Origin of the sequence: Priestia sp. YIM B13486 (genome assembly GCF_042787865.1) — a bacterium.
GTDB classification, from domain to species: Bacteria; Bacillota; Bacilli; order Bacillales; family Bacillaceae_H; genus Priestia; species Priestia megaterium.
In genome coordinates, this window is the sequence record NZ_JBHZOZ010000026.1 from 1 (window position 1) to 14,027 (window position 14,027).

General features: G+C 32.0%; 15 protein-coding genes and 1 riboswitch. Of the genes, 5 read left to right on the plus strand and 10 right to left on the minus strand.

The window, feature by feature from the left end:
• Positions 1-202: 202 nt before the first annotated feature.
• Positions 203-589: a VOC family protein gene (locus tag ACFX4G_RS27860; RefSeq protein ID WP_043979246.1), complete on the plus strand. Its 387-nt coding sequence runs from the start codon at positions 203-205 to the stop codon at positions 587-589.
• A 157-nt stretch (positions 590-746) separates the two neighbouring features.
• Here ACFX4G_RS27860 and ACFX4G_RS27865 read toward each other — a convergent pair whose 3' ends face one another.
• Together ACFX4G_RS27865 and ACFX4G_RS27870 are read right to left on the minus strand one after the other, a co-directional pair.
• Positions 747-995: a spore coat protein gene (locus ACFX4G_RS27865; protein ID WP_013060045.1), complete on the minus strand. Its 249-nt coding sequence runs from the start codon at positions 993-995 to the stop codon at positions 747-749.
• 13 nt (positions 996-1,008) lie between these two features.
• Positions 1,009-1,194 (minus strand): hypothetical protein, encoded by a 186-nt coding sequence (locus ACFX4G_RS27870; RefSeq protein WP_013060044.1) that lies wholly within the window; start codon positions 1,192-1,194, stop codon positions 1,009-1,011.
• Between the two features lie 897 nt (positions 1,195-2,091).
• Between ACFX4G_RS27870 and ACFX4G_RS27875 the strand changes: the two genes are divergently transcribed.
• Positions 2,092-2,364, plus strand: coding sequence for an AbrB/MazE/SpoVT family DNA-binding domain-containing protein (locus ACFX4G_RS27875; protein ID WP_043979250.1), 273 nt, complete (start codon positions 2,092-2,094; stop codon positions 2,362-2,364).
• Between the two features lie 794 nt (positions 2,365-3,158).
• Here ACFX4G_RS27875 and ACFX4G_RS27880 read toward each other — a convergent pair.
• Positions 3,159-3,974: a class I SAM-dependent methyltransferase gene (locus ACFX4G_RS27880; RefSeq protein WP_043979252.1), complete on the minus strand. Its 816-nt coding sequence runs from the start codon at positions 3,972-3,974 to the stop codon at positions 3,159-3,161.
• Between the two features lie 302 nt (positions 3,975-4,276).
• Here ACFX4G_RS27880 and ACFX4G_RS27885 point away from each other — a divergent pair, with 302 nt between their 5' ends.
• Positions 4,277-5,743: a serine hydrolase gene (locus tag ACFX4G_RS27885; protein ID WP_322551920.1), complete on the plus strand. Its 1,467-nt coding sequence runs from the start codon at positions 4,277-4,279 to the stop codon at positions 5,741-5,743.
• Between the two features lie 261 nt (positions 5,744-6,004).
• Here the strand turns inward: ACFX4G_RS27885 and ACFX4G_RS27890 are convergent, their stop codons facing one another.
• Together ACFX4G_RS27890 and ACFX4G_RS27895 are read right to left on the minus strand one after the other, a co-directional pair.
• Positions 6,005-6,334 carry a cupin domain-containing protein gene (locus tag ACFX4G_RS27890; protein ID WP_322552493.1) on the minus strand — a complete coding sequence of 110 codons (330 nt, stop codon included), beginning with the start codon at positions 6,332-6,334 and terminating at the stop codon, positions 6,005-6,007.
• A gap of 52 nt (positions 6,335-6,386) precedes the next feature.
• Entirely contained in the window at positions 6,387-7,022 is a 636-nt protein-coding gene (locus ACFX4G_RS27895; protein ID WP_080781613.1) for a class I SAM-dependent methyltransferase, read from the minus strand.
• A gap of 108 nt (positions 7,023-7,130) precedes the next feature.
• Between ACFX4G_RS27895 and yeiL the strand changes: the two genes are divergently transcribed.
• Positions 7,131-7,793, plus strand: a complete 663-nt coding sequence (yeiL, locus tag ACFX4G_RS27900; protein ID WP_377578309.1) for a transcriptional regulator YeiL — start codon at positions 7,131-7,133, stop codon at positions 7,791-7,793.
• Positions 7,794-7,948: 155 nt separating this feature from the next.
• Here the strand turns inward: yeiL and ACFX4G_RS27905 are convergent, their stop codons facing one another.
• The 5 genes from ACFX4G_RS27905 to ACFX4G_RS27925 all read right to left on the minus strand — a co-directional run bounded on the left by ACFX4G_RS27905 (position 7,949) and on the right by ACFX4G_RS27925 (position 13,029).
• Positions 7,949-9,115 (minus strand): phosphoribosylaminoimidazolecarboxamide formyltransferase, encoded by a 1,167-nt coding sequence (locus ACFX4G_RS27905; protein WP_377570143.1) that lies wholly within the window; start codon positions 9,113-9,115, stop codon positions 7,949-7,951.
• Between the two features lie 49 nt (positions 9,116-9,164).
• Positions 9,165-9,243, minus strand: a riboswitch (ZMP/ZTP riboswitch).
• 128 nt (positions 9,244-9,371) lie between these two features.
• On the minus strand, positions 9,372-9,857 hold the full coding sequence (locus ACFX4G_RS27910; RefSeq protein WP_165575350.1) for a dihydrofolate reductase: 486 nt from the start codon (positions 9,855-9,857) through the stop codon (positions 9,372-9,374).
• A 149-nt stretch (positions 9,858-10,006) separates the two neighbouring features.
• Positions 10,007-10,543 carry a cysteine hydrolase family protein gene (locus ACFX4G_RS27915; RefSeq protein WP_377570141.1) on the minus strand — a complete coding sequence of 179 codons (537 nt, stop codon included), beginning with the start codon at positions 10,541-10,543 and terminating at the stop codon, positions 10,007-10,009.
• Positions 10,544-10,706: 163 nt separating this feature from the next.
• Positions 10,707-11,858 carry an SLC13 family permease gene (locus ACFX4G_RS27920; protein WP_043979262.1) on the minus strand — a complete coding sequence of 384 codons (1,152 nt, stop codon included), beginning with the start codon at positions 11,856-11,858 and terminating at the stop codon, positions 10,707-10,709.
• Between the two features lie 463 nt (positions 11,859-12,321).
• Entirely contained in the window at positions 12,322-13,029 is a 708-nt protein-coding gene (locus ACFX4G_RS27925; protein WP_165575353.1) for a methyltransferase domain-containing protein, read from the minus strand.
• Positions 13,030-13,260: 231 nt separating this feature from the next.
• Between ACFX4G_RS27925 and ACFX4G_RS27930 the strand changes: the two genes are divergently transcribed.
• Positions 13,261-13,884 (plus strand): LysE family translocator, encoded by a 624-nt coding sequence (locus ACFX4G_RS27930; protein ID WP_162213438.1) that lies wholly within the window; start codon positions 13,261-13,263, stop codon positions 13,882-13,884.
• Positions 13,885-14,027 lie beyond the last annotated feature (143 nt).

Consider the following 14,027-nt stretch of genomic DNA (forward strand, 5'->3'; position numbering starts at 1 on the left):
CGTATGACGGGAAATCTGTCACGTACGGTTCTTAGGGGGGCGGGCGCTCGTGAGAGTGCCTGCCTACCCGACGTAACTACAATTGTATATCCTATACACTAATTTCGATTAGAATAATTAAAAATGAGCAGGGTACACGGATGGGAAAATACAAAGGTCTTTTGGTAAATAAAGAGAATTATACTATGAGGAGGGGATTAAATTGAAGCTGCTACAAATCAGACTATTAGTTAATGATTTTAAAAAGAGTGCTGAATTCTATAAAGATTTATTAGGAATTCCAATAAGTTGGTATGAGGAAGAAATGGAGTATGCACTTTTCAATAATGGAGAAACAAAAATTGAACTTTTATCTCAAAAGGCCATGACAGAGGTGATTGGAAAGGAAAATAAGCTTTTACATGGTGAAGTTCAATCAAACTTTTTACTTCAATTTGAAGTAGAAGATGTTGATAAGACCTATAATTATTTAAGAGAAAATGAGATTGAATTTGTTACTGAACCACACGATCGTAAAGAATGGGGATCACGTATTGCACATTTTCGGGATCCAGATAAGAATCTTATTGAAATATATAAAATGCTGTAATTAATTAAAAAATTTTTAATACTTATTATGGCTCTGTTTTGATTTATTCAAACAGAGTTATTTGTGCTACTACCGAGCAGCTGTATTATGGTCATTAGAAATGATGACATATACAGATTAAAAGTAAAGAAACTACCTAATGCTTAGGTAGCCTCTTCTATCCTTGTTGTAATTGATTTTTAAGTTGTTGTACAATAGTAGAATTTGCTGGAGCAGCTGGTTGGTAATAATTTTTTTGTTTTGCATACTCATACACACTACGTTGGCGTGTCTCGTCCTGATTACGTATTTGAATAAGTGTCTCATATAATTGTTGATTATTTGTTTGGCTAATAATATTGGCATAACCTGTTAAACTTGCGTTAAGACCTGCTAAATAATCATTTACGATATCCTTTTCATTCATCTTTATCTGTCTCCTATCCTAAAAATGAAATGAGCTGTTGTTTTGTATTTCTAGCGTCACGTGCATCTTTTTGTAGCATTGCTGTAAGCTGTGGATCATTGCATTCTTGTGCGTATTGTTCTAATTTATTAATCAGTGTCCCATGTGCTCCTATAAGATGACGCAAATTCTCTACTTCTAGCTCCGTCAAGTTTTGCATATTGATTTCGCTTCCTTTCTTCATTCATTCCTTTTTATTATGAAACAAATAAAAAAAGATATGCGTAATAAAAAATAAGATGAACGGATGAGACAGTGGATATAATTTTCCATAAACGTTCCTGCATATAAATCACATTACGTTAAGTAAATAATAAAGTATCTCGTTAAATTGATTGGTTTTATTATTTAAATAAAGTGGCGACAAATAGAGAATTCTACTCCCTATCATATACCACTCTATCTTATATTTACCTTTCAAGAAATTTTTATATTTATAATAACTTAAAATAAAATTTATAAATATTTAAATTCGATTTACTTTTAAAAATGTAGTTTTCATTAAAGATGAAATATAGATTAATTTTATATATAGTGGTAAATGTATAAACTCTATTATAAAAATGATAGTTTTATCATTTACTCTAAATGACGACAAATTTTAAGTAAGTAAGTTAACTATTACATATATTAAAAACATTAAATCAAACTTATATAAATAACATTATCTTTTTTATCTATATATCACGTATTATAAAACTATATCATTTATATACATAATTAAAATAAACCCTAATTTGTCGTCAATAAGTGTAAATGGTGAAATTAATGATTTTTATAAAATGTTTTACGATTTACTTATATGCTAAAGTTAGTCTTATATAGGTTATAAATAACTTGAATAAGTTATATTTCTAATTACTACATCGAGTTAAACTAAAAATGCTGAGTGATTTAACAATTTCCATTATAATTCTTCCATGCAACCTTTCTTCCTAACCTTATGATACTGAAATATCTTCCTCTACCTAAAATGTAATATATTACTAATGAAAACAATAAAAAGCATATTGTACACTTAATGGGTATGTAAGTAATATTTTATGGAGGTTTTAAATTGAAAGCTACTGGCATCGTTAGGAAACTAGACAACCTGGGAAGAGTAGTCTTACCCATCGAATTAAGAAGAACATTAAATATTAAAAAGAACGACCCTGTTGAAATTTTTGTAGATAATGAGAACATTGTGTTGAAAAAATATTCACCTAATTTAGCCTGTAAAGTGACAGGTGAAGTTTCCGAAGATAATCTAATCTTGGCAAAAGGAAAAGTAATTCTAAGCCGTGAGGGAGTAAAGCAACTGCTTAGAGAGTTAGAAGTAAAGTTATAACTCAAATATGAAGAATGAAAGCAGACTCTTTTCGACTTTTATACCTAGTATTTTAATTAAAATGTCTGTCCACTCTGCATAAAGACAGCACCTAATTATTTAGGTGCTGTCTTTATGTAAAAAAAGGATTTCTGAATCTTCAATCAACTAACTTTATATTACCGGAAACTGATATAAACAAGCTATAACTTTGTTATAATGTCTGACACAAATAATCTAATGTTATCTTTCTTTTTATAGTTAGCATAAAACATCTTCAAGGAAGCAAGAAAGCAAAAGAACCCTTGTGGCAGTAGGGGTTCTCGATGAGGATATTTTCTCGTTAATGCAGCTTTTTATATATCTTTGACATACTAACGCTTTAGTAGGAGACGAACGAGAAAAAATGTATAAAAAGCGCATGTTTTATACATATGCTCGTACGGAAAAATATAGTCTATATAGCAAAAATATGTTATTATGTGTCTGCACATGCATTTTATAGTAAAAAGCCACCTGTCCTGCAAATACTGGGTGGCTTTTTATTTTGCTTACCTTTTGACTGGACAAATTATAACCCAATACTATATTTTAGATATGTACATGTATATATTACACTTTTATCAACTATTAAAAGCAGCTATGATCAACCACACATGTAAGAAAAGCCCTCAATTAATTTTGAGGGCTTTTCTTGTATGTGTCTCCCCTAAGTATAAATAGTGAAACTTTAATAATATGTAAAGTACTTTATTATTTACTTAATGCAATCAGATATATCTAAAGACTGATCGTGAAAAAAGATAACTATTTAGTTATCTTTTTTTCTTACCAATATAAAGCAAATGTGACGAAACGCCTAAAGTATAAGGGTCGGTTGCTGTTTTCTTTAATAATTCAATTAATCGATCAAACTCAACTTGTCCCTTGTCTGTCCAATAATTCCATTGTTCTTTAGATAAAAGAGAACCAATACTAGATGATCCAATTAGACTTAAAGTTTCAAATCCATTAGATTCCATAAAAGGATTAATTTCTTGTAGATCAAAGTAATAAGCTCCTGTAAATCTTCCTTCATCCTGATGATTAAATTCGCCAGTAGCAATAAACTCTTCGATATTGTCCATTGTATTATTGGGTTTCCACGCCTCTGGATTTAACAGTGAAGAGATAGCGTGCCTAATTCGGGACATAAAGGCAACAAATACAACTCCCTCATCTTTTGTCACGCGGTACAGTTCTTTAACAGCAGCATCACGATCTTGTTCATTCTGTAGATGATACATTGGCCCCATCATCAAGGAAGCATCGAACTCTTTGTCTTTTAATAAATTTAAATCCTTTGCATCCATAATATGAAATCCATTAAATTGATTAAAAAGCTCAAGTTCTTGTGCTTTATTTTCAGCTACCTTTACTAATTTAGGAGTGAGATCAGTTAGCGTTACCTGAAATCCTTTCTCGGCTAGTGTCATTGCATATTTACCAGGACCAGCCCCATTATCTAATATACTGCCGTTTTCCGGTAGATACTCTTGTATATAATGCCAGTTTATTTGAAACTCTAAGGGTTCTCTATCTAGGCGTCCCCACTCATCAAATGTTGAGTAATAATCCATAACTTTGTTCATAAAAAAATTCCCCTTCTATGTCTTATGCAACTTCCAATAAATATAAGTATTATTTATTTTGTAGAATTTGTAAACTATTGATGGAGATTACATACAAAGTTAATTAACATAATGTGCGTTATGAATAGTCAAGATATCTAAAACCTTTGTCCATTGTTCTTAAAAAGAATATATTTATATGTCAACTATAACTCCTAGTCAGAAACTAAAAATATGACATCTTTGTTAACAACAAGGTCTTTCTCTTCTTTATCTCGAAATAACCTACTTGTAGAAAAAAATGGTAAAGGAGAAAAATTCTTATGCAAAAAATAAAATCCTCTCTTACAGGTCGCCTGGGTGGTTATACAAAGGAAATGATGAAAGATTTAAATGTGCCAGGAGCAGCAGTCGCAATCATAAAAGATAGAGAAATTATTCTTTCTGAAGGATTTGGGTATCGCGACATTGAAAATAAAAAACCTGTTACACCAAGTACACTGTTTGCAATTGGTTCATCTACAAAAGCTTTTGGGACGCTTTCTCTAAGTTTACTTGCTCAGCAACAAAAGTTTAATTGGGATAAATCTGTTCAAACGTATATTCCTGCTTTTTCACTCCATGATCCTCTAGCAAGCTCACAAACTACAGCTCGTGATTTGGCCTCTCATCGTTCTGGTGTTAGTCGTCATGAACTACTATGGTATGGATCTTCACTAACACGAAAAGACATCGCAGAAAAAATTCAATATTTGGAGCTAGATGCACCATTTCGTACAAGCTTTTTATATAATAATTTAATGTATGCAACCATTAGCTATATGGTAGAAGAAATTACAAATCAGACATGGGAACAGTATGTATCCGAACATATCCTGCAACCTCTTCATATGGAAGATACAAATTTTTCAGTTACTACTTCACAAGCAAAAGATGATCATGCACTTCCATACATTGAAAAGAACGAAGATATAGTCAAAGTTCCATTTCGTAACATCGATACAGTTGGTGCTGCGGGCTGCATAAACTCAAATATAGAAGATATGGCCAAATGGGTGCTATTCCACTTAAATCAAGGAAAAGTGGGCGAACATGAACTTATTACACCTGATATGTTACAGCAGATGTATCAACCGCATATTCCAATTCCAGATGAACCACTTTTATCTACATCAGAAACAACACTAAATTGCTATGGACTTGGCTGGTTTATTAGTGCATATCGGGGTTATAGAGTAATCCATCATGGTGGGAATATTGATGGATTTTCAGCACTCGTATCTTTTATACCAGAGGAAAATGTCGGACTTGTTATATTAACAAACACTGGTACAACATTATTACCATCTTACCTTGCGAATCAAATTTATGATGAGCTTCTGAAGCTAGATGCAATTGACTGGCGTAAAAGAGCTATAGAAGATACAGCTAAATTTAAAGAAATGATGAAAGAATTAGATAAGCCTCTTCCACAAGTAAAAGAGACAACCCTTACACATGCAGTAGAAGAATATACAGGGATATTTGAGCATCCTGCATATGGGAAAATGGAAGTGTATAAACAAAACGATACGTTATATTTAAAGTGGGAATCAGTTAATATAGAGATGAAACATCATCATTACAATGTATACACGACAAAGTGGAATCTTTCTCATACGGAAATGACTGTGTTAATTGCCTATGAGATGGACGTAGAAGGCGAATTATCACAGTTTAAATTGCATTTACCACCAATGTTGAGTACAAAGCCGATTGTATTTAGTAGACTCACAGATAGGATTTCATAAAATTAAACATAAAACTTACCACTTAAAATAATGAAAAAAGTATTAGACGAGACGCACCTTCTCGCTTAATACTTTTTTCATTATTTTATTTATATATCTCACTAAATGGTGATGTTCAATATACCTTTTCAGAATTTTTTCTTGGAAGATCGGTAACATATTCTGTTTACATAAAACAGCTTATAAGAATTTATCTGTACATACGTAAAAGCCATTTAAGACTTATCTTAAATGGCTTTTACAATGTTTATGTTATTTCATTTACTCATCAATAATTATGGTATCAGCGTTTATATCCTCGAAACAAAGATTTACTGTTCTTTGTTTCGCTCTGGTTCTATGTATTGTTCCAGCTGGTATAAGTAACGTATCATTCGGTTTTAACACGGCTGTATCCCTATCTTTAAAATCAATTAAAAGTTCTCCCTCCAAAACCATAAAAAGCTCATCTGAATTAGAATGATAGTGCCATTTGTATTCGCCTGAAAATACAGCTATACGAAGACAGTGATTATTAATATTCGATACAGGAAAATTCACGTGTTGATCTTTAATATCTTTTGTAATTTCTTGAAGATTAATCTTTTCCAGCTCTAATTTCTCTAGCATTACAATTCCCCTTTATATGTTATCTATAATAAATTCAATTTAATTTCCCCATGTAAACTAAACCATTTGAACGATTTCCATTCATAGTTGTATATTCTACTTTCTTGTATTCTAAGGTTTCAAATTGATCTACCCATTCTTTCACACGTTCTTCGCTATGATGACGTAAAATGGCCCCATCTGGTAATTCAAAAACCCCGTATGTATGATACTTAGTGAGTGCCTTTTCATAACGTAATTTATTTCTTTCATCACTATTCAGTAGAAAGTCGTTGATGTAAATAATACCTCCTGGCTTTAGTACCCGTTTAATCTCATTTAAAATAGCGTTTTGTTCCTCACTTTTATGAACACATGTTAAAACTGCAAAAAGTAAGACAGCATCCAAAGAATCATTAGAAAAAGGAAGCTTCCCACTTTGAATAACTTGAAAATCGATTTCTGAGTTATGAGACTTAGCTCTTTTAATCATTTCTTCTGAAAAGTCTACACCATGTAAATTGTTATAATCGTAACTTCTTAATTCCAATAAAGTCCGTCCATACCCACAACCATAATCTAATATGGCAGCATTGTGATTAACATGTGTTAGGAATAATTCAGGTTGAAAAGGCGTAGTAAATTCTTTTTTATTAGCTACTTCATTCCAATATTCATCTTGTTTGATCATCTTTATGAAACAACTCCCTATTGATCTATCAACTTTTATTGCATCATAGCATGTAAAAACATAAAATAATGTGAGATATCTCATATTTTTATAATAGTAGGAGAAAAAATGAAATTTTTAAACGAGCCTATGCAAAGTTACTATATCGAGAAATACTCTATTCAATCACTTTTTTCCTTTCCAATTACTCCATTTATTCAGGTCTGCGAATTTGAACGTGGTGAATTTATCTATAAGGAAGGCTCCTATCCTCAATATATTTATTATCTTGTTGAAGGTAAGGCAAAACTCTATGTTACACACGAAAATGGGAAAGTGTCCTTGATTAATTTTTTACAAGCTCCAACATTTATGGGGGAAGTGGAACTATTAAATTCACAAAGATATTCTAAAGCTATACAAACTGTCACTAAAACCATTTGTTTAGCTATTCCTATTAACACCTGTAAAAATAAGCTCTTAACAGATGTAACATTTCTCAGATATTTATGCAGTTTTTTAAGTGAGAAAGCAACTAAAATTTCAGCAAAGTATACACAAAATCAGGCCTATCCACTCGAGAACCGTCTTGCTGCTTTTATAATGTTGTCGGCTGATGATAACTTTTATAAAGAAAAACATACTGAAGTATGCGAATACTTGGGTGTATCATATCGCCATCTACTCCATGTACTAGCCCAGCTATGTAAATCAAAGACTATTGAAAAGCAGTCGCGAGGTTACATTATTAAGGACAAAGAACGTTTGAAAAAATTAGCTAAATTAAATTAAAGACACTCATAATAACCTCGTTTCATAAGAAAGATGACTATATGTAAATGATATAAAATGTAGTTGCCATAATCGCATGTATCGAAAACATTCTAGAAGAGCCAATCCCTTTATAAGTCTTGGCTCTTTTGGGCTAATCATATTTAATTCATAGCTCAATGATGGAATACACGTATACCTGAATGTGCCATGATCATCCCATATTCATTTGCTGCCTGTGTAACTTGTTCATCTCGTAAAGAATTTCCTGTTTGAACCACATATTTAACGCCACTTTGAGCCGCACGATCGATATTATCACGGAAAGGTAGAAAAGCGTCGGATGCATAGGAAACGCCTTTTAATCTTTTTAGCCATTCTCGTTTTTCACTCTTACTTAGCCTAGCAGGGACCTCCTCAAAACATTGTTTCCAGTGCTCATTTTCTACCTCAGTAATATCATCATTCAGCCATCCATCAATTGCATTATTAACTTCTACACGAGAAATGCCTTCTCTGAACTTCATGTTAAGGGCTCTTGGATGTTGTCTTAGCCACCATTTATCAGCTTTTTCAGCAGCCAACCTCGTACAATGAATACGGGACTGCTGTCCAGCACCAATTCCAATTGTTTGGCCATCTAATGCGAAACAAATGGAGTTTGATTGTGTATATTTTAATGTAATAAGAGCAACAAGAAGGTCTCTCTTTGCATGATCAGGGATATCACATTGAGTCGTAACAATCTGATTGAAAACTTCTTTCCCAATCTGTACATCATTTCTTTGTTGTTCTAGAGTAATGCCAAATATCGTTCTTTTTTCAATTAGATCAGGCACATAATTTGGATCAATCTCTAAAATTAGATATTTTCCTTTCTTTTTCTGTTTCAAAATCTCTAGTGCTTCTTGAGTGTAGCTTGGTGAAACAATCATATCAGAAACCTCTGTTTTGAGGAGATTAGCTACAGTTATATCCACTTCATCACTAAAAGCAGCACAATCTCCAAATGAAGACATCCTATCTGTCCCACGCGCTCTTGCATAAGCAATCGCTAATGGAGACAGGTCTAGGCCTTTAACAAAATAGGATTCAGTAAGTGTCTCATTTAGTGGAGAGTACACAGCTGCACCTGCTGGACTTACGTGTTTAAAGGATGCAGCTGCAGGTTGATCAGTAGCCTGTCGAAGCTCCCGAACCAGTTGAAAAGCGTTTAATGCATCTAGAAAGTTAATATAACTTGCTTCTCCATTTAAGATTTTAATAGGCGTGTTTTTAGCATTCTGAACTTTAGCTTTACTTTGATTTGGGTTCATTCCGTACCGTAAACCAATCTCTTTCATGTAAAAAATCCCCTTTCTAAATAAAAAAAGTATTTGAACTCATGTTCAAATACTTTGCCCAGGCGTACGGCCGTTATCTATGTGCTTCCTCATGGTCCTCCATGTTTACGCCAGTAACACATAGTCTGTTTTATAGGTAAATTTTACATAATAAAAGTAATTTTAACAATACTTTTATCTAAATTTTTCTTTTTAAATTATATATTATATACTAATCTAATTTACATAAAAGGTATTTATTGGTATCTTAACTTAATTAGTTGATTTTTTCATATACATGAAAGTAATGTTCATAATGATTTCTTTCATCTTCAATACCTTTTTCAACCGATAACTCTTTCCATAGAGAAAAATCAAACTCTGGAAAGAAGCGATCACCTTTGAAATAATGATTGATTTTAGTTATGTACAATTTATGAGTGTAGGGTTGGAATTGTCGATAAATTTCCTCTCCTCCAAGGATAAATACTTCTTCCCCTTCGCACATGGAAAGAGCTTGTTCAACTGAATGAGCTATATAACAACCTGGAGCTTTATAATTTTCATTTGTGGTCATTATAATATTTTTACGTCCCTCCAGAGGTTTTCCGATGGATTCATAATTCTTCCTACCTAAAATAATTGAATGCCCCATAGTAACTTTTCTTAGATATTTCCAATCATTTGGGAGTCTCCAGGGAATATCATTATCCTTCCCAATTACATTTTCTTTTCCTACAGCAACCATTGCAGATATGATCATATGGTCCCTCCCCCCTTTTCTTTAATTTTAACAAATAAAGGAGGACTAGATGTATATCCTATACGAAATTAGTTACCATAATGTGCGTTCCAGGAACAAAAAACAGCCTTTGAAAGGCTGTTTTTTCCTTTGAAAAGTTATTTATTAGATTAAAATATAATTTTCTTTACTTCTTTTAATGTAACGAATCTGCCGCCTAGAATATTATTATGATGTTCTACTATTTTTGAAGCTGAAAGCACAGCCGTATCAAATGTGCTATGAGCATCTTTTACTAAGATATTCTCTTTATAACCTAAGCTATATGCTCTTCTACAAGTAGTATCTAAACAAAATTCAGTTTGCATCCCTGCAATGACTAATCTTCCAATTTCAAGTTCCTGAAGTTTTTTATGTAGAGTTGTTTGATAAAATGCGTCCCAAGAAGATTTTTGAATAACTATGTCTGTTGGTAAGGGGCTAACATCACGATGGATTTCCCATGTGACTTTTCCTTCACTAAGCATACTATTATAACTAGGGTCTGTATGCTGGATATAGATAATTGGTACATTAGATTGGTGAGCTTTTTCCCTTAGATAAGTAATATTTTGAAGCACTTGCTGTTCATTCCATAAAGATCCACCTTCATAAGAAAACATGATGTTTTGGACATCTATAAGCAACAAAGCCGTTTTTTTACTCATTTCGTTGTATCCCCCTATTGAGTTATGTGGAAAAAAATTAAAAATACTATTATATCAAATTAAAATCTCATAATAAAAAACCAATTTCTCAGTATTAAAATTTGAGAAATTGGTTTTTTTATATTGGTAGAACCCCAAAGTTGTTTAAACCAATTACTTTGTATTAAAAGAAATGTTGATTTTTCATCGTAAAATAATAAACAAGAGTTAAAAGAGCTAAAATCGAAAAGTTATAAAAGCTAAACCTTATAAGGTACATTTTACTTTTTTGTGGATCTCTCTTAATAAAAAGTTTAAATGAAATTACACTTGCGAGGGAAGCCACAATCGTGCCAAGTCCACCTAAATTCACACCTACTAATAAAGGCTGCCAATTCACGGAGAATTTTGATAAAAAGATCGCAGCTGGTACATTGCTTATCAGTTGGCTTAAAATTATGGAACTGAAAAAGATAGATGTGGGACTTTTGAGATTTTCGTTGGCAAATGTCTGTACTACCTTTAATTCCGATATGTTTCCTATAAATATAAAAAAGCATATAAAAGTAATAAGCAATAAATAATCAATTTTCTTCAATAATTTTATGTCAAGTATACATGCGGTTCCCAATACGATGATAAACGCAAGTTTATAGCTTAAAACCCCTAGTATGGATACAGATATGATGCCAAATAGTATTCCCCATACTGTTGCTTTTTTTTTATTATTTATAGGAATATACGGAAGTTCCATTTCCAATGTTTTACTATTCAATCTTTGATTAAGAAAGAATAACAGAATAATTCCAAGAACCACTAATAGAAGGATTGTTGTGAAAAATTGTATAGGCCTTATTCCGTAGTTAGTAAATATGAAAAGATTTTGAGGATTTCCCATTGGAGTTAGACTGCTTCCAATGTTAGCCGCAATTGTCTCTAATATAACAGTATCTAACATAGAAGTTTGTATAATCTTACTAATTATAAGTGTTAATGGTACAAATGTTATTAATGCAACATCATTCGTTACAAGCATGGAACTAAAAAAGCATAATAAAATTAGGATTGCTGAAACACTTTTACTATTATGACATTTACTTAGTATAGCAATGGCGAACTTATCCAATAGTTTAAGCTCTTCCAGAGCCTTAACTACGAGCATAAGATTAAATAAACTGACTAATACTTTAAAATTTATATATTCTAGCTTTGGTGCATGGAATAAACAGCTTAAGATTGCTAACAAGAGTGATATGGTAAATACGATGTCTTTTTTAAAAAATCCACATTTCAATTTCATTTTTTTTTCGTTTTCTACATAAATATATTCTTTCATCAATCCCCCTCCAGTATTATCTATTCTACTACACACCCCTGTTTCTTGCATTTGAAATCTCAATGCACTTAAAAAACACCATCAATTCCATTAAATTACACAAAAATGGCATTTTTCCGTTATGGGGGTAATGATTTGTCTCGACTTGATGGGCAGGGGTAATTTACACCAATTGACAAATTTACGGTGTAAAGTTACTATGCCAAACTGGATGAACACCAGTGGAACAGTGTGACACAAAAATCAATTTAAAATTATCGCGTTACATATTACACGTTTTGTGGAATCCGTTACATGGAAGTAGAAGTTAGTTAAGTCTAATATTTATGATCATAGATTAAAACCATAATGAGGCACCCTCCTAAGGGTTCTTAACTATCTTTCTAGTTACCATAAAACGGATTATCGGCAATCTTCAAAAAAACAAGTCTCTCTCCATTAGAGAAAGACTTGTTTTGTATAGTTATAATTTATTTATAGTTAAAAGTTCTGTCGCTGCAGGAACAAAACGAAATGTTGTATCTATCGTTTTAACTATTATATTTTCATCATTTAAAGTTTCTACTAATTCATCTAAATAAGGGTATCGTTCATTCTTAAACCCTACTAACGGATAAATTCTAATTATACCGCCTTTTTTAGTTACTCGAATCATTTCTCGAATGGCCTGTAAATGAAACTCAAGATCAAACTGTTCTTGATAAAGAAATAAGAAATGATTACATAACACAAGCGAGAATGTCTCATCATCAAAAGGTAAATGAGGTAAAGTGCCAGCAATAAAACGTTTTTCTACAGAATTTTTGTTATAGTGATTTAAAAAGAGTTTAAAAGAATCTTCTCTTATCTTATCGTGTTCCTCCAAATTCTTATAAGAATCCCAAGATAAGAATGAACTGTTTTTAGCCAGTTTCTCGGAAGCTTCTTTCATTTCTTTCTGTCCATGTAAGCTCATTTGCTGTACGGTTAAATTATAAAGAGGGTCTACAGCAACAGCATCATAGCCTTTGTTATTAGCTTCTGCTACAAATGAAGAAGCTCCAGCTGCAACATCTAAGATTTTTCCTTTTTTAAGAAAAGAATCTTCTAACAAAAACATCTTTTCATACTCTCCATAAGACCTACACGTCATGGCTACTCCAACTTGCTCATAAAACTCTGCTTTACTCATCTAAACTCATCTCTCCTCTACTCAATTAAAACTTGGAGTTAGAAAAATCTAACAATTACAATTTTATCCTTTACTACTCTTATTTTCAACTGTAATTCATATATAAATTATCATTCCTGAGGTACAGACTACAATTATCAGCAATAAAGGTTGAAATTTTATAAAAAAATACATTATATTCCATATTTTGTGTTATAATCTTATAAAATATTTTAGTAAGGAGAACTAATTATGGACGTACTATCAATAATTTCTTTTTTAGGTGTAGCAGTACTACTTACTCTGATGCCTGGTCCAGACAATTTATTTATCTTAGCTCAAAGTATATCAAATGGTAAAAATGCAGGAGTATCAACTGCTTTAGGACTTTGCACAGGTTTAATTGTTCATATAACTGCTGCAACTTTAGGCATTTCAGCAATTATCTATCAATCTGCTTTAGGTTTTGCTATTTTCAAATATGTAGGAGCTGCTTACTTATTATTCCTAGCTTATAAGGCATTTAGAGAAAAAGATTCTAGTTTTAGCATTGAAAATAAAAGTTATTCAGAGTATAAATCTTTATATAAAAAAGGCATCCTAATGAATATCTTGAACCCAAAAGTCTCTTTATTTTTTCTTGCATTTTTACCACAGTTCATTAATTATTCATCTGGAAACATTACTCTACAAATGCTCATCTACGGAGTCGTATTCTTAATTCAAACATTAATTATTTTTACTTTAATCAGCTTGTTTGCAGGAAAGATAGGTCACCTCCTACATAAAAATCACTTAATATCTAAAAAGATAAATTTTATACAAGGATCTATCTTTACACTTATCGGATTGAAAATTGCTTTTAGTCAAAAATAATTTATTTTACTTACTTAATATGAAGATTACATTTCTTTTTAAATCTCTATATGATGTATAAAGCTCGTTACGTCGGGTAGGCAGGCACTCTCACGAGCGCCCGCCCCCCTAAGAACCGTACGTGACAGATTTCCCGTCATACG